The sequence below is a fragment of the Eubacterium sp. CAG:161 genome (assembly GCF_000432355.1).
GTDB classification, from domain to species: domain Bacteria; phylum Bacillota; class Clostridia; order Lachnospirales; family Lachnospiraceae; genus Eubacterium_G; species Eubacterium_G segne.
In genome coordinates this window covers 109,914-132,061 of the sequence record NZ_HF991872.1, presented here as the reverse complement: position 1 = coordinate 132,061, position 22,148 = coordinate 109,914, and the positions used below count along the sequence as shown (strand labels likewise).

At 35.5% G+C, this 22,148-nt stretch carries 18 protein-coding genes and 1 tRNA gene; 16 read left to right on the top strand and 3 right to left on the bottom strand.

Features of this window, described 5'->3' with window-relative positions; genetic code table 11:
* The first annotated feature begins 26 nt into the window (after positions 1 to 26).
* The 10 genes from mraZ (at position 27) to ftsZ (ending at position 11,520) form a co-directional block, all read left to right on the top strand.
* Complete coding sequence (gene mraZ / locus Q5O30_RS08460) at positions 27 to 476, top strand: division/cell wall cluster transcriptional repressor MraZ (RefSeq protein WP_021953319.1); 450 nt, start codon at positions 27 to 29, stop codon at positions 474 to 476.
* A gap of 44 nt (positions 477 to 520) precedes the next feature.
* On the top strand, positions 521 to 1,456 hold the full coding sequence (rsmH, locus tag Q5O30_RS08455) for a 16S rRNA (cytosine(1402)-N(4))-methyltransferase RsmH (protein WP_021953318.1): 936 nt from the start codon (positions 521 to 523) through the stop codon (positions 1,454 to 1,456).
* Positions 1,457 to 1,458: 2 nt separating this feature from the next.
* Positions 1,459 to 1,941 (top strand): septum formation initiator family protein, encoded by a 483-nt coding sequence (locus Q5O30_RS08450; protein WP_021953317.1) that lies wholly within the window; start codon positions 1,459 to 1,461, stop codon positions 1,939 to 1,941.
* Between the two features lie 2 nt (positions 1,942 to 1,943).
* Complete coding sequence (locus Q5O30_RS08445) at positions 1,944 to 3,917, top strand: penicillin-binding protein 2 (protein ID WP_021953316.1); 1,974 nt, start codon at positions 1,944 to 1,946, stop codon at positions 3,915 to 3,917.
* Positions 3,918 to 3,983: 66 nt separating this feature from the next.
* Positions 3,984 to 5,717: a penicillin-binding protein 2 gene (locus Q5O30_RS08440; protein WP_021953315.1), complete on the top strand. Its 1,734-nt coding sequence runs from the start codon at positions 3,984 to 3,986 to the stop codon at positions 5,715 to 5,717.
* 1 nt (position 5,718) lies between these two features.
* On the top strand, positions 5,719 to 6,699 hold the full coding sequence (gene mraY / locus Q5O30_RS08435) for a phospho-N-acetylmuramoyl-pentapeptide-transferase (RefSeq protein ID WP_021953314.1): 981 nt from the start codon (positions 5,719 to 5,721) through the stop codon (positions 6,697 to 6,699).
* Between the two features lie 39 nt (positions 6,700 to 6,738).
* A complete protein-coding gene (murD, locus tag Q5O30_RS08430) occupies positions 6,739 to 8,100 on the top strand; it encodes a UDP-N-acetylmuramoyl-L-alanine--D-glutamate ligase (RefSeq protein WP_021953313.1) in 1,362 nt (453 codons plus the stop codon).
* A gap of 13 nt (positions 8,101 to 8,113) precedes the next feature.
* Positions 8,114 to 9,307 carry an FtsW/RodA/SpoVE family cell cycle protein gene (locus Q5O30_RS08425; protein WP_021953312.1) on the top strand — a complete coding sequence of 398 codons (1,194 nt, stop codon included), beginning with the start codon at positions 8,114 to 8,116 and terminating at the stop codon, positions 9,305 to 9,307.
* A 39-nt stretch (positions 9,308 to 9,346) separates the two neighbouring features.
* Positions 9,347 to 10,105, top strand: a complete 759-nt coding sequence (locus tag Q5O30_RS08420) for a cell division protein FtsQ/DivIB (RefSeq protein WP_302674660.1) — start codon at positions 9,347 to 9,349, stop codon at positions 10,103 to 10,105.
* A 284-nt stretch (positions 10,106 to 10,389) separates the two neighbouring features.
* Complete coding sequence (gene ftsZ, locus Q5O30_RS08415) at positions 10,390 to 11,520, top strand: cell division protein FtsZ (protein WP_021953310.1); 1,131 nt, start codon at positions 10,390 to 10,392, stop codon at positions 11,518 to 11,520.
* 194 nt (positions 11,521 to 11,714) lie between these two features.
* Here the strand turns inward: ftsZ and Q5O30_RS08410 are convergent, their stop codons facing one another.
* From Q5O30_RS08410 to Q5O30_RS08400, 3 genes are all read right to left on the bottom strand, one after another.
* The gene (locus Q5O30_RS08410; protein ID WP_021953309.1) at positions 11,715 to 13,334 is read right to left on the bottom strand and encodes an IS1182 family transposase; all 1,620 of its coding nucleotides are present in this window, start codon (positions 13,332 to 13,334) and stop codon (positions 11,715 to 11,717) included.
* 113 nt (positions 13,335 to 13,447) lie between these two features.
* Complete coding sequence (locus tag Q5O30_RS08405) at positions 13,448 to 14,356, bottom strand: TIGR01212 family radical SAM protein (RefSeq protein ID WP_021953308.1); 909 nt, start codon at positions 14,354 to 14,356, stop codon at positions 13,448 to 13,450.
* A gap of 28 nt (positions 14,357 to 14,384) precedes the next feature.
* Positions 14,385 to 14,474: transfer RNA gene (locus Q5O30_RS08400), tRNA-Ser, on the bottom strand.
* Positions 14,475 to 14,678: 204 nt separating this feature from the next.
* Here Q5O30_RS08400 and leuC point away from each other — a divergent pair.
* The 6 genes from leuC to glmS form a co-directional block, all read left to right on the top strand.
* A complete protein-coding gene (leuC, locus tag Q5O30_RS08395) occupies positions 14,679 to 15,944 on the top strand; it encodes a 3-isopropylmalate dehydratase large subunit (RefSeq protein WP_021953307.1) in 1,266 nt (421 codons plus the stop codon).
* A 10-nt stretch (positions 15,945 to 15,954) separates the two neighbouring features.
* A complete protein-coding gene (leuD, locus tag Q5O30_RS08390) occupies positions 15,955 to 16,440 on the top strand; it encodes a 3-isopropylmalate dehydratase small subunit (protein WP_021953306.1) in 486 nt (161 codons plus the stop codon).
* Positions 16,441 to 16,459: 19 nt separating this feature from the next.
* Complete coding sequence (thrC, locus tag Q5O30_RS08385; protein ID WP_021953305.1) at positions 16,460 to 17,947, top strand: threonine synthase; 1,488 nt, start codon at positions 16,460 to 16,462, stop codon at positions 17,945 to 17,947.
* Between the two features lie 155 nt (positions 17,948 to 18,102).
* Positions 18,103 to 18,675 (top strand): 5'-deoxynucleotidase, encoded by a 573-nt coding sequence (gene yfbR, locus Q5O30_RS08380; protein WP_021953304.1) that lies wholly within the window; start codon positions 18,103 to 18,105, stop codon positions 18,673 to 18,675.
* Between the two features lie 13 nt (positions 18,676 to 18,688).
* On the top strand, positions 18,689 to 20,776 hold the full coding sequence (locus Q5O30_RS08375) for a DNA topoisomerase (RefSeq protein ID WP_021953303.1): 2,088 nt from the start codon (positions 18,689 to 18,691) through the stop codon (positions 20,774 to 20,776).
* On the top strand, positions 20,776 to 22,148 hold a 1,373-nt coding region (gene glmS, locus Q5O30_RS08370; protein ID WP_302674659.1), incomplete at its 3' end, for a glutamine--fructose-6-phosphate transaminase (isomerizing). The genes Q5O30_RS08375 and glmS, both read left to right, overlap by 1 nt.

Genomic DNA, 22,148 nt, shown 5'->3' with positions numbered 1-22,148 from the left:
AAATACCAAAAAGATAGGTGATGTTTATGTTTTCAGGAGAGCAGACACAAAAAATGGATACAAAGGGCAGAACAGTCATCCCGTCAAAAATGAGGGATGCTCTTGCCGAAAGACTTGTTGTCACAAGAGGTGTGGACAAGTGCTTGTTTGCATACCCTGAATCCACTTGGGAAGCCCTAGAAAAGAAGCTTAGCAGTCTCGCTTTTACAGATAAGAATGTAAGAAGTTTCAATCGATTTTTCCTCGGTGGTGCAGAACCCCTCGATGCGGACAAGCAAGGAAGAGTATTAATCCCATCTAACTTGAGGGGATATGCATCTTTAGAAAAGGAAGTTGTATGGGTTGGAATTGGTGACAGAATTGAAATCTGGAATGTAGATAAATGGAATGAACAGCTCAATGAATATATTGAGAGCGAAGATGCAGAACAGAAACTTGAAGAATTGGCAGAATATATGGCAGGACTTGGAGTTTAATATAGAAACGGGAAACAAAAATATAAAAATGAAAAGAGGTCAATATGGATTTCAAACATGTATCAGTGTTGTTAAATGAAACCATTGATGGCTTAAATATAAATCCGGATGGTATATACGTTGACGGAACCTTAGGTGGAGGCGGACATGCATACGAGGTGTGCAAACGTTTGTCAGACAAGGGCAGACTTATTGGAATAGACCAGGACGGAGAAGCATTAGAAGCCGCAAGGGAACACTTAAAGGAATTTGAAGATAAAATTACATTGGTTAGAAGTAATTATTGTGAAATAGATACAATTTTAAAAGATTTAGATATAGACAAGGTTGACGGAATTGTTTTAGACCTGGGAGTTTCATCATATCAGCTAGACAATTTAGAAAGAGGTTTTTCCTATAAGTCAGATGCACCTCTTGATATGAGAATGGACCAAAGACAGGTGAAAACAGCAGCGGATGTGGTAAACACATACAGCGAAAATGAACTATTTAGAATAATAAGAGATTACGGTGAAGATAAATTTGCAAAGAACATAGCAAAGCACATTGTTATGGAAAGACAGAAAAAGCCTTTTGAAACAACAGCGCAGTTAAGTGAGGTTATAAAACACTCAATACCAATGAAGTTTCAAAACAAGGGAGGACATCCGGCAAAGAAAACTTTTCAGGCAATAAGAATTGAAGTTAATAAGGAACTTACGGTGCTTAGGGACTCAATTGATAAGATGATTGAATTGTTAAATGAAAACGGACGGATTTGCATTATTACTTTCCATTCCCTTGAGGACAGAATTGTAAAGACGAAATTCAGGGAAAATGAAAATCCATGTACATGTCCACCGGATTTCCCGGTTTGTGTATGTGGAAAGGTATCTAAGGGTAAAGTGATAACAAGAAAACCTATAGTACCGGGTGATAAGGAAATCACAGAGAATAAGAGAGCAAAAAGTTCAAAATTAAGAATATTTGAAAGGCATTAAGTATGAATAAAGACAGATTATATAATACAAATTTAAGAAATACAGGATATATAGACGGAAACGCTGTAAGGGCTTTGGAGCCACAAAGAAAAGAACGTATAAAAACTGAAAAAAGGGTAAAGACAGAAAAGAGAGAACAGGTTGCAACAAGGGAAAATGCCCTGCCAATGAGTGCACCATATGTGTTCTTTTTAATTGCAGTTACATGTATTTGTATAGTAATGTGTGTAACATACCTTAACATTCAGTCAAACATAAGAGCTACAAGGGACAATATTTCACAGCTTAGAACAAATATTTCCACTGTACAAACTGAAAATAATGCGTTAAGCTATGCTATAAACAGCTATGTTGACGTAAACCACATTTGCAAGGTGGCAAAAAGTAAGCTGGGAATGAAACAGGCTTCTGACAACCAGATTATTACATATAAGTCTAGTGACAGCGGCTACACATTGCAGTACGGAGATATACCAAACAAATAATTATGAGTGAAGTAAGAAGAGTTAGAAGAAAAAGAAAAAAGTTAAGATTTGGTAAAGTGGCAAATAGAAATCTGAAAATCACCAGTTGGGTGATTATTGGATTTCTATTTATATTGTGCATAAGAATTATTTACATAAATGTAGCTTATGGAGATGAGTATTCTATAGCGGTTCTTAAACAGCAAAGCTTTACTAACAATATTGTGCCATATAAAAGAGGCGACATAAAGGACAGAAACGGAAATATTCTTGCCACAAGCACTGTAGTTTATAATATGGTAGTAGATGCAAAGATGTTATCAAAAGAGGAAAATCAGGAGTATTTACAGCCGACAATTGATGCAGTGGTAAAATATTTTGGACTAAATACAGATGACCTTAAAACAAGTATTAAGGAGCATGGTACTACAAGTTACTGGATTGCCCAAAAAGATATATCATATGACAAGGTAAAAGAATTTAAAAGTTATTGTAATGGGGATTATGCTAAAACGGATTTAGAAAAAGAACAGGCAGCAGCAGTGAAATTTATTTACTTTGAGAGGGAGTATAAAAGAGTTTATCCATACGACACATTGGCATGTAGTGTCTTAGGCTTTGCTAATAAAAATAACGAGGCAAACATAGGTATTGAAAGCAGCTATAACAGTTATTTAAAGGGAACCGAAGGCAGGGAATATGGATATATGGATGCTGACAATAATATAGAGACAGTTATAAAGGAAGCTAAAAACGGCGATAATGTTGTATCTTCAATAGATATGAATATACAACGTATTGTTCAAAAATCCATAAAAAAATATATGAATAAGTACAATCCTCAGAGAATAGCAGTAGTAATTGCGGACCCAAATACCGGGGAAATACTTGCCATGTCTGATGATAAAACCTTTGATTTAAATGATCCTACAAATCTGGATGCTTATTTTACAAAGGCACGGCAGAAAAAAATGTCAGATGAAAAGCAGTCGGCATTTCTTAATGGAATATGGAACAATTTTTGTATAACAGATTCCTTTGAACCGGGATCCACGGCTAAACCTTTTACAGTGGCAGCTGCCTACGAAGAGGGAGTAGTTGATGAAAAATCAACATTTTACTGCGATGGATTTGAAAAGGTAGATAAGTTTACCATTAAATGTCACAAGGTAGACGGACACGGCACCATTAACGTAAAACAGGCTGTAGCTCAGTCATGTAATGATTACATGATGCATATAGGAAAGCTTTTAGGAGCAAAGAAATTCATTCAGTATCAAAGCAGATTTGGATTTGGAATGAAAACAGGAATAGATTTGCCTAATGAAACAAGAGGTCTTGTTTATGATGAGTCAAGAGGAATGGGAGCTGCCACTTTGGCAACTAACTCCTTTGGACAGAATTTCACGGTAAATATGATACAAATGGTGGCAGGCTTTTCATCTCTTATAAACGGAGGCTATTATTATGAACCTCATGTGGTAAAACAAATAGTGACGGAAGATGACAGACTGGTAAAAAATTATTCAAAAACTCTGGTAAAACAGACAGTAACAAAAAGCACTTCTGATTATATTAAGCAGTGCTTAAGAGCCGTCGTAACAGAAGGAACCGGCTCTACTGCAGCAATTGACGGGTACACCATTGGAGGAAAAACGGGAACGGCGGAAAAAGTTAATACGTCAGGAACAGGAATCGGACGTCTTAAAAATCAGTATATTTTATCATTTTTAGGATGTGCTCCATGTGAAAATCCACAGGTGGTATGTTACACCCTTATGGATACTCCAAAAGAAAATCCTCAGGCAACGGCTTTTAACACAGAACTTTGGACTGATATTATGAAGCAGGTTTTACCTTATCTTGGAATTAAAAAGACAGAAAAGATTGAGCAAAAAGCAAAGAAGCAGTCCTTAGAAACAGAATTTTATTCTGACGGAATCATTGAAGGAGATGACGGGTCTTTAGTGTTAAAGGATAAAACATATACAGAATAATAAATTTATTGAATGTGATATGAAAAAATGAATAAATTATAATAAAAAGCTGTATAGGGAATAAAATTGAATAATGTATTAACAATTAATCGTAAAATGCTTCTGATTTACGTTATGGGAATTATTTTAGTGTGTATAGTGGCAACCGGAAAACTGGCATATATAATGATATTTAAGTCTGAATATTACACTGAAAAAGCATTAGATGTTCAGGAAAGACAACGTAAAATCAAGGCTCCCAGAGGAAAAATTCTTGACAGAAATGGAAAAGTTATTGCTTCTAACAAAACTGTATGTACCATATCTGTTATATATAATCAGGTAAAAGAGCCTGAAAAAGTGATAAAAATGCTTGCATCGGAACTTCAAATGGAAGAAAAGGATGTAAGAAAGAAGGTGGAGAAGATAAGCTCTCGGGAAAAAATCAAGTCAAATGTGGATAAGAAAACCGGTGATAAAATAAGAGAGTATAATCTATCGGGGGTAAAGGTTGACGAAGATTACAAAAGGTATTATCCTTATGAGAGTCTTGCTTCAAAAGTTCTGGGATTTACAGGGGCAGATAATCAAGGTATAATCGGTCTTGAAGTAAAATACGAAAAGTATTTGAAAGGAATGGATGGTCTGATACTTACTCCAACAGATACAAGAGGTATTGAAATGGAGAATGCATTAGAACAGAGGGAAGAGCCGGTACCGGGAAACAATCTTACCACTACCATAGATGTTAATATTCAGCAATATGCCGAGCAGATTGCATATAATACTCTTGAAGCGAAGGGAGCAAATTACGTTTCCATAATAGTTATGAATCCTAATAATGGGGAAGTATTAGCTATGGTAAATGCACCGGAATTTAATTTAAATGAGCCTTATAAGCTTAATTATGAAATATCCGGTGAGGATAAAAAGAAAAAAAAGCAGGATTTGTTAAATAAAATGTGGAGGAACCAGTGCATAAATGATACTTATGAACCAGGTTCCACTTTTAAAGTAGTGACAGCTACAGCAGCGTTGGAAAACAATGTTGTTACATTAGACAGCAGATTCAGCTGCCCGGGTTTTAGAATTGTAGATGACAGAAAAATAAGATGCCATAAAACCACAGGGCATGGGGCAGAAACATTCCTTCAGGGAACAATGAACTCCTGTAACCCGGTTTTTATAGATGTAGGACTTAAGGTAGGAGTTAAAAAATTTTATAAGGAGCTGGATAAGTTAGGCCTTTTACAAAAAACAGGTATTGATATACCCGGTGAGGCAGGAACCATAATCCACCAGATAAAAAATGTGGGAAATGTGGAACTTGCCACTATGTCTTTTGGACAGTCTTTCCAGATAACACCGGTACAGTATCTTGTAGCTGCAAGTGCGGTAGTAAACGGCGGGAAACTTGTAACACCACATTTTGCCCTTAAGGCAGAAAATGTAGAGGGAGATTTAGTTGAAAAATTTGGTTATAAAGAAAAGAAAGGTGTTGTATCAAAGGAAACATCTGATACAATGAAATATGTATTAGAAAAAGTAATTTCTGAGGGAACCGGAAGTAAAGGACAGGTGGAAGGATATAAGGTAGGTGGAAAAACCGCTACATCCCAGAAGCTGCCCAGAGGTTCAGGAAGATACATAGCATCTTTTATGGGATTTGCACCGGCAGATAATCCCAGGGTCATAGCAATGGCCATTATAGATGAGCCGGAAGGTATTTATTATGGAGGTCAGGTAGCAGCACCTGTCATAAGTGAATTATACCGGAATATTCTTCCGTATTTACTGGAGGAAAAAGAACAAGGAGAATAAGATGAGTACAAGTACAACAATTATTGTGGCAATTATTATGTCTTTTGCAGTTAGCGTTATTTTATGTCCAATAGTAATTCCACTGTTAAAAAAGATGAAGTTTGGTCAGTATATAAGAGAAGTAGGTCCGAAATCCCATCAAAGTAAAGCCGGAACTCCAACTATGGGGGGAATGATAATATTAGCCAGTGTTATTGTAACTTCACTGGTATTTATGTTTGTTGAAAAAAATACCAAAATAGTTCCAGTGCTTTTTATGGTAATAGGATTTGGTATTATTGGTTTTACTGATGATTACATTAAAGTAGTGAAAAAAAGAAATCTGGGATTAACTGAAATCCAGAAATTAGTGGCACAATTTGTTGTTACGGCAGTATTTTGTTTTTATATAGTAAAGGTTTCAGGGCTGGGAACGGCAACCATTATTCCTTTTACTAACGGAATGGAAGTAACAATGCCTATATGGCTTTTTGTTCCCTTTTTGTTTATTGTAGTATTAGGTACAGTAAATGGTGCTAATTTAACAGACGGTCTTGATGGTCTTGCAACAAGTGTTACTATAATAATAGCAGTATTTTTTACAACGGTAGCCATTGGAACGGGACTTGAACCTATAAGTGCAGCTTTTGTGGGAGCATTGCTGGGATTTTTCTTATACAATGTATATCCGGCAAGAGTATTTATGGGAGATACAGGTTCCCTGGCGTTAGGAGGCTTTGTTTCAGCCATGGCATTTATGCTTAAAATGCCCATTTTTATAGTAATTGTGGCATTTATATACTTAATAGAGGCACTATCTGATATTATTCAGGTAACATGGTTTAAATATACCAAAAAGAAATATGGAAAAGGCAGAAGAGTGTTTAAAATGGCACCTCTTCACCATCATTTTCAGGAAAGCGGTTACGCAGAAACACAGGTTGTGGCTGCCTTTGCAGTAGTTACTGCCATATTGTGTCTTGTGGCTTATATTGCAATGTAATAATTGCATATATTTATAGATGAATGGAGTTATAGAATAATGGAATGGAATAAAAAGAAGGTAATGGTTGCCGGTTCAGGAAAAAGTGGAATCGGGGCAGCTGATTTATTAAAAAAACTTGGGTCAACTGTTATTATTTATGATGGAAATGAAAAATTAAATAAAGAGGATGTTTTAGCAAAGCTTAGTGACCGGGAGGATGTGAAAGTGATTCTTGGGGAACTTGAAGATAGCGTTATTGATAATATTGATTTAATGATATTAAGTCCCGGAATAGCAATAGATGCACCTTTTGTTTATAAGGTAAGGGAAAAAGGTGTTCCTATCTGGGGAGAAATTGAACTGGCATATGTTGTAGCAAAGGGAAAACTTGCAGCCATTACAGGTACTAATGGCAAAACAACAACAACAGCTCTTACAGGGGAGATATTAGCTGCATATTATTCCCATGTTGATGTGGTAGGAAATATTGGAAATCCCTATACAACTACAGCCTTTGACACAGACGTGGATTCAGTTACCGTGGCGGAAATCAGCAGTTTTCAGTTAGAGACCATACATACATTTAAACCGGATGTAAGTGCAGTATTAAACATTACACCGGATCATCTTAACAGACATCATACAATGGAGTGCTATACTAACGTAAAAATGAGCATTACCAAAAATCAGGATAGTAACCAGCCTGTTATTCTTAACTATGAAGATGAGATTTTAAGAGAATATGCACCAAAGCTTAATAATAGAATTGTGTGGTTTAGCAGTAAAAGAAAGCTTGATAAAGGCATATTTTTAGATGGTAAGAATATTATCTATAAAGATGACAATGGGGAAAAAATAATTACAACTACGGAAGATACCAATTTAGTAGGCATTCACAATATAGAAAACATTATGGCTGCAATCGGCATTTCCATTAATATGGGAGTTCCTGCAGACATTATTAAAGAAGCTGTTAGAAAGTTTAAGGCCGTTCCCCACAGAATAGAATATGTGGATACAGTGGATGATGTTATTTATTATAATGATTCAAAGGGAACTAATACAGATGCTTCAATAAAGGCAATTCAGGCAATGAGCCGTCCTACGGTTCTTATAGCCGGAGGATATGATAAAAAAGTATCCTTTGATGATTTTGCAAAGGAATTAAAGGGAAAGGTTAAATGCCTTGTTTTACTGGGTCAGACTGCACAGCAGATAGCAGACACCGTAAAAAAATATGGTTTTGATAATATTATTTTTACACAGTCTCTTGAAGAAGCAGTAGAGGAATGCAGAAAGGCAGCAAATCCGGGAGATGCAGTTTTACTTTCACCGGCATGTGCAAGCTGGGGTATGTTTGATAACTATGAGCAGCGTGGTGACATGTTTAAAGAGTTAGTTTATGATATGAAAAAGTAAAAGGGAAAGATTTATGGAGCAAAAGGAATACGAACCTGCAACAGGTGAAGAGGTAACCGTAAAAAGAAAAAGAAATAAAAGGGATGGCTATTTTGATTATAGCCTTCTTTTCGTATGGATTTTTATAATGTTATTAGGTTATGTTTTACTTTACAGTGCAAGTTCCTATACAGCTCTGAATAAATATAACGATTCAGCCTATTTTTTGAAAAAACAGATACAGGCAACAGCTTTTGGTGTTGCAGTAATGATACCGGTTATATTATTAGATTACAGACTGCTTAAAAAGTATAAAACATTTATATATTGTTTTTCTTTATTTACGGTTCTGTTAATTCTTACACCTTTAGGAAAAGAGGCAAATGGTGCTAAAAGATGGATAAATCTTAAGCTTGTCCAGTTCCAGCCGGCGGAAATAGTAAAAATCGGCGTTATAATAATGACAGCGGCAATTTTATCTAAATGTGGTCAGCAGGCAATAAAAAAAGGAAAATTATGCTGGCAGATATATTCAATTACATTATTAGGGGCAGGACTGGTGTATGTGCTGACTTCTAACTTAAGCTCCGCAATTATAATAGCAGGTATCGGGGCTGTAATGATTATAGTGGCAGGAGCCGGAAAATGGTTTACGGGAACTATTTCCGTAGGACTTGTAGGCGGAATTATAGGTCTGTATATTTTAAGAAATATGCCACAATTGGCGTCATTAAGTTTTAGATTTGAAAGAATAGCAGTGTGGAAAAATCCTGAGAATTTCCTTCAGGGAAGAGGTAAGGGATTTCAGCCTCTTCAGGGATTATATGCCATAGGCTCCGGAGGAATTTTTGGAAAAGGTCTTGGTAACAGCGCACAGAAATTAGGTTTTGTGCCGGAGGCTAACAATGATATGATATTTTCCATAATATGTGAGGAACTGGGAATTTTCGGAGCAATTTGTATTATACTTCTGTTTGTATTTATGATTAGAAGAATGAGAGTTATAGCCAGCAATGCACCGGATATGTTTGGCTCCATGATTGTAGTTGGTGTTTTGGCACATATTTCCATTCAGGTTGTTTTAAATATTGCCGTTGTAACTACATTAATACCAAATACAGGTGTATCGTTGCCTTTTATAAGCTATGGTGGCACTTCTCTTATGTTTTTAATAATAGAAATGGGTATGGTGCTTTCAGTATCAAGAAGGATTAAAAGAATAAGATAACAGGATGTACAGGTAAATTATATGAAACAAACCAGAAAAATGAAAAGAAGAAGACGGAGAAGGCTTAGAAAAGGGTTTAAGGTACTTTTTATTGCAACTCCAATTATAGTTGCCCTTGTGCTTATTGTTGTTTACGGATTTAGTTTAAAGAGTATAGAAATATCTCTTGATTTAAATCAATATACAACAGAGGAAGTAAAAGCATATTTAGACAATAAGAAAATTGACAATACTCTTCTTTTCTGGATAAAAAATAAAATAGGAAAAAGTGATGACATAGAACTTTTAAGTAAATATTCCGTTAAAATGTTATCTCCGTCTAAAGTGAAAATCATCGGATATGAAAACAAATTAAAGGGATATGTAGTTGAAAATAATGTGAATTGTTATTTTGACAGAAATGGAAAGGTGCTAAAAATAAGCAGTGATAAATTAAAATCCATTCCAAAAGTTGAGGGACTAAGATATAACAAAATAACTCTATATCAGAAAATTGACATGAAAAAGGAAAAGGTTTTAAACTCACTTCTTACAGTTGTTAATTCCATAGAGCAGTATAATTACACCATAAAAAAGGTTATTGTAAATGATTCATCTGAAACATCACTTGTTATGGACAAGCTACAGGTGGATTTGGGCAAAACAACGAACTTAGACAAGAAGTTAAAAGATTTAAATGATATGTATGATGAAGTAAAGGGTTATGATGGTGTTTTAAATATGAAAATTGCCAATGAAGAGGGAATGTACACCATCAAAAAGAACGATAATAGTGCAGGAAAGAAATCAAAAAAATAAAACTGTAATAAAAAAAGAATGATTTTTTTTTAACAAATTAGAAATTTACTGTTGATATTTTCTGCAAAGAATTATATTATATAGTATATATGCAATTATGACTAATCATATGATGTTTCAGAAGTGTAAAAATTGCATGGCAATTAAGCAGTCCGGATACATCAGTGAATGGCAAAATTAATTTTTGACACTCACATCATTATATATTTACTGAAAAATGTTAGTACATATTGTTGTGATATTAAAATAAGTGAAATTTAGATGAAACGAAGGAGGATAAACTCTTGTTAGAAATTACTACAAACGAAAGTGAAGCAGTTGCAAAAATTATAGTTGTAGGTGTTGGTGGAGCAGGAAACAACGCCGTAAACAGAATGATAGATGAAAACATCGGTGGTGTTGAGTTCATATCTGTTAACTCAGATGCACAGGTGCTTAAAAGAAGCAAGGCACCTACTACACTACAGATTGGTGAAAAAATTACAAAAGGTCTTGGAGCAGGAGCTAAACCTGAAGTTGGTGAAGCAGCTGCAGAAGAGAACGTAGAAGAACTTGCACAGTTACTTAAAGGTGCCGACATGGTATTTGTAACATGTGGTATGGGAGGCGGAACAGGAACAGGAGCAGCTCCTGTTGTTGCACGTGTTGCTAAGGAGCAGGGAGCTCTTACAGTAGGTGTGGTTACAAAGCCTTTCAGATTTGAGGCTAAGACACGTATGAACAATGCTCTTGCAGGAATCGAAAGATTAAAGGAAAACGTTGATACGCTTATCGTTATTCCAAATGATAAATTATTAGAAATTGTTGATAAGAGAACTACAATGCCTGAAGCATTAAAGAAGGCAGATGAAGTATTACAGCAGTCAGTACAGGGTATTACAGATTTAATTAATGTTCCCGCATTAATTAACTTAGACTTTGCCGATGTACAGACAGTTATGAGAGATGCAGGAATTGCACATATCGGTATTGGTGAGGCAAGTGGTGATGAGAAGGCATCAGAAGCTGTACAGCAGGCTGTTACATCTCCATTACTTGAAACATCAATTAACGGAGCTAAGAATGTTATTATTAACATTACCGGTGACGTTAGTCTTTTTGAAGCAAATGAAGCTGCAAGTTATGTACAGGAATTAGCAGGAGAAGATGCTAATATTATATTTGGTGTAAGATATGAAGATACATATCCGGATGAATGCTCTATTACAGTTATGGCTACAGGTATTGGAGAGCCGGCTGCAGCAAAGGCATCACCATTTGGTATGGGAGCAGCTAAGAAGTCATTTAGCTACAATGCTACACCTTCATCAGTAGCACCAAAGAATGACTTTACAAGAAAATCACCTGTTTCACATGCACAGGGAACAGTTGAAGAAAAGCCAATTAAGATTCCTGAATTTTTACAGAACAAATAATTAATAATATGGAAATAATAAAATGGGGCTGTCGCACTAGCGATTTTTAATCGCAAGTGCGATGGTCCCTTTTTAGTTGAAAAAGTTGTTAATTATGCTTGTTTTGGTGGATAATCTTATAACGATTCTATTTTAGGGCGCACTTCACCAGACCTAATAAGTTAATTCGAAAATTCTTTTTGAAATCTTAAAATTTAGGCACTTTTTAGTGGGAATAAATGTGTTCCTGTTCTTCCATTTTGAATCTTGTTATGAAGTTTATTTATGTTTCTGGCTATGGCAAGTAGTGTGCTTTCTGCAAGAACATTTGCTGTTCCTCTGCTGAGATAACGTCTAAACTTCATGTCCTGTTTTATGTCTCCAAATGAGCCTTCCGCCTGAATGCTTCGGTTCATTCTATATAATGTTCCTTCATCAGATATGATTCTTTCCAAATCTTCTTTTCGTTTCTCAATGAATGTTTTGGCAACGTATAATGTTTTAGTTCTATCTTCTAGAGGAGTATTGCAATTATTGCCTTTGATACACTCACTTTTGTATGGACATTCACAACAGTTCTCACATTTATAAACAGTCTTTTCACTTATATATCCTGTTTTAGATTTACCTTTCTTTATATGATCTACAATAAGTCTTTTATTGTTCTTACATACGTATGTATCGGATTCCTCATCATAGTTCATGTTATCTATCTTTCCAATATCATTCTTATATTTTCTGGTTTTCGATATTTCATAATTAGCTGGTTTTATAAACGCAACCTGACCGTTTTTTTCTAGGAACAGGTAGTTTTCTTCGCTTTCATATCCTGCATCAGCTGTTACATTTTTGTATTTAAATTTGAGATGCTGCTGTGCATCCTTTAAAAAAGGAATTAATGTTGTTGTGTCAGTTGGCTGAGGACCTATTGTTAACCAAGTAACGTATTCCGAATCAACTCCATGCTGTAGGTTGAAGGCTGGCTTTAATTGACCATTTCCCATAGCATCTTCCTTTAATCGCATAAATGTTGCGTCATTATCAGTTTTAGAGCAACTGTTTCGATCACCACATATGTGAATATTTTTTGTATAGTCCTTCAGTTTGGCAAGGTATTCTTCCAAGGTCTCTATGCTTTTCTGCAAAGGAGTTTTTCTTTTTCCTATTCCATGAACAAAAGTAATACCTTCGCTTTCTTTTAATGCATAGAGCTTTTTTCTAAGTTTTTTAACATGTTTGATTTTGACAACGTCTTTGTAAACTATCTTGATGTCATAAAGCTGTTCGCATTCTGCTACAAAATCTGCAATCTTAATTAGTAACTTTGCCTGGTTCTTGGTAACTGCTTTTTTCCAGACAAAGGTGTATTTATTGGCATTTGCCTCAATCTTGGTACCATCAATAAATATTGTTTCACCTGAGATTTCTCCCATGTCAAAAAGTAGATTTGAAACTTCCGCGAGAATACGCTTAGAACAAGGCGCAAAATGAATGCTCCTGAATCTTGCAAACGTAGCATGATCAGGTGCCTTTTGTCCTTCAAGAAGAAACATAAAGTTAATGTCTCTTTTACAGTTTAGTTCCATAGAACGAGATGAATAATCTCCGTTCATGTAAGAATACAAAACAATCTTCAAGAGTGTTCGTGGCGATAATGTATTTATTCTTTCATAAGTAGAATATAAATCAGTCAGATCCATTTCCTCCACAAACTGACTGAGTAATCGCACAGAATCATTCTCAGGAATAACTGCATCCAATTCGAGTGGAAGTTTGAGTTGATATCCACTCTGATTTAAAGTATAATTTTTCTGTAAATATTTATGTAGTAGCATACTTAAATTTTACCATAAATCTCAGGCTTTTCGGAGCTTGAGATTTATTTTTTTGCATTATAATAGGCTGTCGCTAGTGCGACAGCCCCATTTTAAAAATGAGTATGAAAAGTTTATAAAGTAACATTACTTCCCTGTTTCAAATCAATCCGGTCAAATTTACGATTAATATAGTTAAGAACCATCTTCTTGTTACCACTCCATTCAGGAGCAATAAGAAGTGATTTAGGTCCGTCTCCGGTTATTCTGTGAATAACCACATTAGGTGGGATATATGTGATACACTTGGCTAAAATATCTGTATATTCTTCAAGAGATAATACAGAAAACTTATTTAAGTAATAATCATTAGCCAATGCAGTATCTTTTAATACATGTAAAAGCTGTAATTTTATACCGGAAATATTTTTAGAACAGGCATATTTTACGGTATTTATCATATCCTTTTCTGTTTCATTAGGAAGCCCTAATATTATATGAACAATAACATCTACACTGATTCGGTTAAGCTTGTCTACTGCACTATCAAAAACACCCAGGGTGTATCCCCGGTTAATATAGCGGGCAGTTTCTTCATTACTGGTTTGAAACCCTAATTCTATCCACACTGGTTTGATTTTATTTAATTCGTCTAATAATTCCAAAACCTCATTAGGAAGGCAGTCAGGTCTTGTGCCAATGGACAATGCTACAATATCAGGGTGATTTATGGCTTCAGTAAAGATTTTTCTTAAGTAGGAAACTTCACCGTAAGTGTTGGTAAAAGACTGAAAATAGGCAATAAATTTGCCGTTCTTAATTTTGTCAGATACCCTTTTTTTAGCATCTTCAATTTGATTAGTGATAGTTTCATGGCAGGAGGAGGCAAATTCACCTGAACCTCCGTTACTACAGAAGATACAACCGCCATAACTGATTTTTCCGTCTCTGTTAGGGCAGGAAAGCCCTGAGGAAAGGGAAAGTTTATATACTTTACATCCGTATTTATTTTTTAAATATGAATTAAGGGAATAATAGTGCATAATTTGTAATCTCCAGACATAAAAAAAGCGGAGACGAAGGGATTCGAACCCTTGTACCAGAGTAAACTGATAAACTGATTTCGAGTCAGCCCCGTTACGGCCACTTCGGTACGTCTCCGTGTCATAAAGTTTATAACATATTTTTGACATCCTTTCAAGGAAAATAAGAAGTTAAAAGAAGAAAAAAGTAAAAATAGGAGATATTCTAAGGCTTTAATGTATCACGGTTATTGACTATGATTGAAAATTGTTTTAATATAATAAAGATTGTGTATATAAATACATCTTAGGATGTGGGTATAGATATAAGGAGGAAATCAACATGGGAATGACTATGACTCAGAAGATTCTTGCAAAGCATGCAGGACTTGATGAAGTTAAAGCAGGACAGTTAATTGAAGCCGATTTGGATTTGGTTTTAGGTAATGATGTAACTGCTCCTGTAGCTATTGGTGAAATGAAAAAAATGGATGTGGATTGTGTATTTTGCAAGGATAAAATTGCATTAGTACCTGACCATTTCACACCAAATAAGGATATAAAATCAGCAGAGCTTTACAAATGTGTAAAGGATTTTGCAGAAGAAAATGACATAACAAATTACTTTGAAACAGGTCGTGTGGGGATAGAACATGCCTTACTTCCTGAAAAAGGATTAGTAGTAGCAGGAGATGTGGTAATCGGTGCTGATTCACATACCTGTACATATGGAGCTCTTGGAGCTTTTTCAACTGGTGTTGGAAGTACGGATATGGCAGCCGGAATGGCAACAGGAAAGGCATGGTTTAAGGTACCTTCAGCCATTAAATTTAACTTAGTTGGAAAGCCTGGAAAATGGGTTAGTGGAAAGGATGTTATTCTTCACATTATCGGTATGATAGGTGTAGACGGAGCATTATACCGTTCAATGGAATTTATGGGAGAAGGGGTTAAATACCTTTCGATGGATGACAGATTCGCCATGACTAACATGGCTATTGAAGCAGGTGGAAAAAACGGAATATTTATTGTAGATGATTTAACCCGTGAATATATGAAGAAACATTCTACAAAGGAATTTACTGAATATACTCCTGATGAAGATGCAGTATATGATGAAGAATATACTATTGATTTAAGTGAATTAAAGCCAACAGTAGCATTTCCTCATCTTCCTGAAAATACAAGAACAATTGACAACGTGGGAGAAGTTAAGGTGGATCAGGTTGTTATCGGTTCATGTACCAACGGTAGAATTGAAGATATGAGAATTGCAGCAAAGATTCTTGATGGCAGAGAAGTTAAAAAGGGTGTAAGATGTATTATATTCCCGGCAACTCAGGCTGTTTATTTACAGTGTATAGAAGAAGGTCTTGCTTCAATATTTATAAAGGCAGGCTGTGCCCTTAGCACTCCTACATGTGGACCTTGTCTTGGTGGACATATGGGTATCCTTGCAAAGGGTGAAAGAGCCATTGCTACAACAAACAGAAACTTTGTAGGCCGTATGGGTGATCCTGAATCAGAGGTTTATCTTGCAAGTCCTGCCGTAGCAGCAGCAAGTGCCGTAACAGGTAAAATTTCAGGACCTGAAGACTTAGGATTATAGGAGGTAGCACATGAAAGCAGAAGGAAGAGCATTTAAATTTGGAAGTAATGTTGATACAGATGTTATTATTCCGGCAAGATATCTTAACGTTCCGGACCCGGAAGAACTGGCAAAACATTGCATGGAAGATATAGACAGGGAATTTGTAAATAAAGTAAATAAAGGTGATATTATTGTAGCAGACAAAAACTTTGGCTGCGGTTCCTCAAGAGAGCATGCACCAATAGCTATTAAGGCTGCCGGTGTAAGCTGTGTTATTGCAGAAACCTTTGCAAGGATTTTTTACAGAAATGCAATTAATATCGGACTTCCTATTATTGAGTGTCCTGAGGCAGCAAAAGGAATTGCCGATGGAGATGAAGTAGAGGTAGATTTTGACAGCGGAAAAATATATAATAAAACAAAAGGTGAAGAATATCAGGGACAGGCATTCCCTGAATTTATGCAAAAGATAATCAGCAGTGGCGGATTAATCAATTACATAAATAACAGATAAGAGAGAGAGGATTGTTTTAATGAAAGAGATACTTTACAAGAGCACAAGAAGTAAAGAAGGAACACTTAAGGCATCAGAGGCTATATTAAAGGGTTTAGCAGATGACGGCGGATTATTTGTTCCATTGGAAATACCGAAGTTAGATGTTTCAGTGGAAGAATTATCCAAAATGACATATCAGCAGGTAGCATATGAAGTTATGAAGTTATACTTCACTGACTTTACTGAAGAGGAACTTAAGTATTGCATCAACAATGCATATGACTCAAAGTTTGACACAGAAGAAATTGCACCTTTAGCAGAAGTTCAGGGAACATATTATCTGGAATTATTCCATGGAAAAACAATTGCATTTAAGGATATGGCATTGTCTATTCTCCCATATCTGCTTACAACATCAGCAAAGAAGAATAACGTAAAAAATGAAATAGTTATTCTTACAGCTACATCAGGTGACACGGGAAAAGCTGCCATGGCAGGATTTGCAGATGTGCCGGGAACAAGAATTATAGTATTTTATCCTGATGGCGGAGTCAGCCCTATTCAGGAAAAACAGATGGTTACACAAAAGGGTGACAATACTTACGTTGTTGCCATAAAAGGTAACTTTGATCAGGCACAAAGCGGTGTTAAGGCAATCTTTGGAGACAAGGAACTTGCAGCAGAAATGGATAAGAGAGGATATCAGTTCTCATCAGCTAATTCAATTAATATTGGAAGACTTGTGCCACAGGTTGCATATTATGTATATGCATATGCTAAGTTATATGCTGAAGGAAAGTTAGCTAAAGACCAGAAAATGAATGTTGTGGTTCCTACAGGTAACTTTGGAAATATTTTAGCTGCATATTATGCAAAGAATATGGGACTTCCAATAGCAAAACTTATTTGTGCTTCAAATGAAAATAAAGTATTGTTTGATTTCTTTAAAACAGGAGAATACGATAAAAACAGAGAATTTATTCTTACAACATCACCTTCAATGGACATTCTTATTTCCAGCAACCTTGAAAGATTAATTTATAAGATTGCAGGAAATGATGCTGATAAGAATAATGAATTAATGAACAGTCTTAAGGTAAACGGAAAATATGACATTACTGATGACATGAAAAAGCAGTTAGATGATTTCTATGGAAATTATGCGTCAGAAGAGGAAACAGCAGAAACAATCAGAGACACATATGATAAAACAGGTTATATAATGGATACTCATACATCAGTAGCTGCAAGTGTATACAAAAAATACAAGGCGGAAACAAATGATGACACAGTAACCGTTATTGCTTCAACAGCAAGTCCTTTTAAGTTTACAAGAAGTGTTATGGTTGCCATTGATCCTAAGTATGATAGCATGGGCGATTTTGAATTAGTGGATGAATTAAGTAAAATAGGAAATGTAAAAGTTCCTAATGCCATTGAAGAAATAAGAAATGCAGAAGTTCGTCATAACAATTTAGTTGAAGTAGACGGAATGAAGGATATAGTTAAGAAATTTTTAGACTAATTAGAATTTAACTAATAATAAAAGTGTTTAGTCAGACATATACGTTATGCCTGATTAAGCACTTTTTTACGTTTTGTATGGTATATACTTTTCTTTATTTATTTGTTATACTAAACGTTAAGTGCGCAAATTTGCAATGGAAGAGGAAATGTATTATGAATAATTTTTTTGGTATGTTGGCCAGAATGAAATATATAAACCGCTGGGGACTTATGAGAAATACAATAAACGAAAATATTGCAGAGCATAGCCTGGAAGTGGCAATTATTGCTCATTCACTGGCAGTTATAGGAAATACTTATTACAATAAGGATTACAATGCTGAACATATTGCAATGTTGGGAATTATGCATGATACAACAGAAATCATAACAGGAGATTTGCCAACTCCCATAAAATATTATGCACCGGAAATACGGGATGCCTACAAGGAAGTGGAACATATTGCAGCAAACCAGCTTTTGTCAGAATTACCGGAAAAAATGAGAGGGGCATATAAGAACATATTAATTGAAGAAGAAAATGATGATTGGAAAATTGTTAAGGCGGCAGATAAGCTGTCAGCATATATTAAGTGTTTAGAAGAAAAAAATATGGGAAACAGCGATTTCCAAAAGGCAGAGGAAACCATTAAAAAGTATTTAGAGGATATGAATATGGAGGAAGTGAATAAATTTATGAAGGAATTTCTTCCCTCATATAACAGGACATTAGATGAGATTAACTAGATAGAGGAATTAAATGGGAAAATCAGTATTTATTGCGGAAAAGCCAAGTGTTGCGGCGGAATTCGCAAAGGCATTAAAGCTTAACACTTCAAGGCGGGACGGATATATGGAAAGTGAAAATGCCATTGTAACATGGTGCGTCGGTCATTTAGTGACTATGAGCTATCCGGAAGTGTATGATGAAAAATATAAAAAATGGAATTTAAAGGATTTGCCATTCATTCCTGAGGGTGAATGGAAATACGAAGTTATACCGTCAGTAAAAAAGCAGTTTAAAATTGTAAAGGATATTTTAAATAGAGATGATGTGGAAACTATTTATGTGTGTACCGACTCGGGACGTGAAGGGGAGTACATATACAGATTAGTTGCCCAGGAAGCAGGGGTAAAAAATAAAAAGGAAAAGCGTGTGTGGATAGATTCCCAGACAGAGGAGGAAATTCTCAGAGGAATAAGGGAAGCAAAGGATTTAAGTGAATATAATAATCTTTCAGATGCAGCATATTTAAGAGCAAAGGAAGATTATCTTATGGGAATTAATTTTTCAAGGCTTTTAACCCTTAAATATGGAAATTCCATTCAAAATTATTTAAAAGACGGATGGAAGTCCATAAATGTAGGACGGGTTATGACCTGTGTCCTTGGAATGATTTGCAACAGGGAAAGAGAAATAAGAAGCTTTGTAAAAACCCCTTTTTACCGTGTTTTAGCAGCTACTGATATAGGTGGAAGAAAAATTGACACTGAATGGAAGGCGGTAGAGGGCTCAAAATTTTTTGAAACACCTTATTTGTATAAGGAAAACGGGTTTAAGGAAAAGCCGGTAGCAGAGGCTTTAATTAATGCTTTAGAAAGAAACAGCACTAATAATGAAGGCAATGCTTATCCTTTGGAAATGACTGTAAAATCCATTACCATGAAGGAGGAAAAAAAGCAGGCACCGTTACTTTACAATCTGGCTGAGTTGCAGAATGACTGCTCAAAAATGTTTAAAATAAGCCCTGATGAAACTCTTAACGTGGTTCAGGAATTATATGAAAATAAGCTGGTAACTTATCCAAGAACCGATGCCAGAGTGTTATCTACGGCAGTGGCAAAGGAGATACATAAAAATATAGGAGGATTGCAGAATTATTCTCCATGTGGACACTTTGCCGTTAATATATTAAAGGCATCATCTTATAAGGGCATTGAAAAGACAAAATATGTGGATGACAGAAAAATTACAGACCATTATGCCATAATACCAACGGGACAGGGACTTAATGGTTTGCAGAAGCAAAAGCCTATAAATCAAAAGGTTTATATGGTTATTGTAAGGAGATTCCTTAGCATATTTTATCCCCCTGCCATTTACAAAAAGGCATCTCTTATAGGTATAATGCCGGCAACCTACAGGGATGAAACTACAACAACGGAACAGTTTAGCTCTAATTTTAAAATCCTTGTAAATAAGGGATATCTGGAAATAGCAGGTGTGCCGAAGGAAAAGAAAAAAAGTGCAAAACAGGAAGATGTGGAAGGTACAAATGAAGAAAACAGTGAAAATTCCGAATTAAGTTTGGATGAAGATTTCTTTAATCTTTTGCATAATATAAAAAAAGGTGATAAAATCCCAGTATCGGGAACAGAGATAAAGGAGGGTGAAACTTCACCTCCTAAAAGATATACGTCAGGTTCACTTATTCTGGCAATGGAAAATGCCGGACAGCTTATTGAGGACGAAGACCTGAGAGCGCAAATTAAAGGGTCGGGGATTGGAACCAGTGCCACAAGGGCTGAAATTATTAAGAAACTGGTAAATATCAAATATTTATCTCTAAATAAAAAAACACAGGTTATTACACCTACCCAGTTAGGTGAAATGATATTTGGTGTGGTACATGGCTCCATTAAGTCATTACTAAACCCGGAATTAACCGCCAGTTGGGAATTAGGACTTACTCAGGTGGCAGAAGGCAAAATAACCTCAGATGAGTATATGCATAAGTTAAATGAATTTATAAGAGGCAGATTTAACAATGTAATAAATTTAAACAACTCAGGACAAATGACAGGTTATTACAACTACGTAGCGCAGTTTTATAGGAGGAAGAAATAATGTGTGGTATTGTTGGATATGTAGGGGAAAGAGATTGTACTGAAGTGCTTTTAGATGCATTATCAAAGCTTGAGTACCGTGGATATGATTCAGCAGGAATTGCGGTTTTTGAAAAGGACCGTATAATGGTTGAAAAATCAAAAGGTGAATTAAAGAATCTTAGAGAAAAAATAAATAAAGAACATAAACCGGATGGTCATTGCGGAATTGGTCATACAAGGTGGGCAACTCACGGTGAACCGTCAGATATTAACTCTCATCCTCATGGAAGTAAGAGAGTATCAATAGTTCACAATGGAATTATTGAAAATTATAAAGATATAAAGAATTTCCTGATTGGAAAGGGTTATACATTTATAAGTGAAACAGACACTGAAACAGTTGCAAAATTATTAGATTACTATTATGAAGGTGATCCGGTGGAAGCTATTATTAAGACATTAAATGATATTAGAGGGGCTTATGCTCTTGGAATACTTTTTAAGGATTTCCCGGACAGAATTTTTGCAGTAAGAAAGGATAGCCCTCTTATTATAGGTGTAGGCGAAGAAGAGAATTTTATAGCTTCTGACGTTCCTGCAATTTTAAAATACACAAGAAAATACTATCTTTTAGAAGAAAATGAAATAGCAACCATTAAGTCAGACAGAATTGAATTTTGTAATATTCACAGAGAACCTATTACTAAGGAAGTGCAGGTTTCAAATTTGGATATGGATGCAGCTGAAAAAGGCGGATATGAGCATTTTATGCTTAAGGAAATACATGAACAGCCAACAGCGGTAAAAACTACAATTTCCCCAAGAATTAACAACGGAATGCCTGATTTATCAGAATGTGGTCTTACACCGGAAATGCTTAAGAATTACAGAAAATTCTTTATTGTGGCATGTGGAACAGCCATGCATGCAGGAATGGTAGGAAAATATGTAATTGAGAAGTTGGCAAGAACGGAAGTTACAGTTGATATTGCATCAGAGTTCAGATACAGAGATCCTATTGTGACAAGTGAAGACTTAGTTATTGTTATTTCCCAGTCAGGAGAGACTGCAGATACCAAGGCAGCCCTTCATTTAGCCCATGAAAAAGGTGCAAAGGTGTTAGCTGTGGTAAATGTTAAAGGTTCATCCATAGCAAGAGAGGCAGACATAGTTTTATATACTCATGCAGGACCGGAGATCTCTGTTGCATCAACTAAGGCATTTTCAGTTCAGATGGCAGTAATGTATCTGTTAGCATATGAAATGGCATATGCTAAGGGAACAATAACAGAAGAGGAATGCAGAAGACTCACAGCAGAATTACAGAAAATTCCTGAAATGATTGAGAAAACAATGGAATGTGAAGACAGGTGCAAGTATGTTGCCAGCAA

What these genes read in the sequence shown, in the direction of transcription:
- mraZ (WP_021953319.1), top strand. Translation starts at nt 27, where the DNA reads ATGTTTTCAGGAGAGCAGACACAAAAAATGGATACAAAGGGCAGAACA.
- rsmH (WP_021953318.1), top strand. Translation starts at nt 521, where the DNA reads ATGGATTTCAAACATGTATCAGTGTTGTTAAATGAAACCATTGATGGC.
- Q5O30_RS08450 (WP_021953317.1), top strand. Translation starts at nt 1,459, where the DNA reads ATGAATAAAGACAGATTATATAATACAAATTTAAGAAATACAGGATAT.
- Q5O30_RS08445 (WP_021953316.1), top strand. Translation starts at nt 1,944, where the DNA reads ATGAGTGAAGTAAGAAGAGTTAGAAGAAAAAGAAAAAAGTTAAGATTT.
- mraY (WP_021953314.1), top strand. Translation starts at nt 5,719, where the DNA reads ATGAGTACAAGTACAACAATTATTGTGGCAATTATTATGTCTTTTGCA.
- murD (WP_021953313.1), top strand. Translation starts at nt 6,739, where the DNA reads ATGGAATGGAATAAAAAGAAGGTAATGGTTGCCGGTTCAGGAAAAAGT.
- Q5O30_RS08425 (WP_021953312.1), top strand. Translation starts at nt 8,114, where the DNA reads ATGGAGCAAAAGGAATACGAACCTGCAACAGGTGAAGAGGTAACCGTA.
- Q5O30_RS08420 (WP_302674660.1), top strand. Translation starts at nt 9,347, where the DNA reads ATGAAAAGAAGAAGACGGAGAAGGCTTAGAAAAGGGTTTAAGGTACTT.
- Q5O30_RS08410 (WP_021953309.1), bottom strand. Translation starts at nt 13,334, where the DNA reads ATGCTACTACATAAATATTTACAGAAAAATTATACTTTAAATCAGAGT.
- Q5O30_RS08405 (WP_021953308.1), bottom strand. Translation starts at nt 14,356, where the DNA reads ATGCACTATTATTCCCTTAATTCATATTTAAAAAATAAATACGGATGT.
- leuC (WP_021953307.1), top strand. Translation starts at nt 14,679, where the DNA reads ATGGGAATGACTATGACTCAGAAGATTCTTGCAAAGCATGCAGGACTT.
- leuD (WP_021953306.1), top strand. Translation starts at nt 15,955, where the DNA reads ATGAAAGCAGAAGGAAGAGCATTTAAATTTGGAAGTAATGTTGATACA.
- thrC (WP_021953305.1), top strand. Translation starts at nt 16,460, where the DNA reads ATGAAAGAGATACTTTACAAGAGCACAAGAAGTAAAGAAGGAACACTT.
- yfbR (WP_021953304.1), top strand. Translation starts at nt 18,103, where the DNA reads ATGAATAATTTTTTTGGTATGTTGGCCAGAATGAAATATATAAACCGC.
- Q5O30_RS08375 (WP_021953303.1), top strand. Translation starts at nt 18,689, where the DNA reads ATGGGAAAATCAGTATTTATTGCGGAAAAGCCAAGTGTTGCGGCGGAA.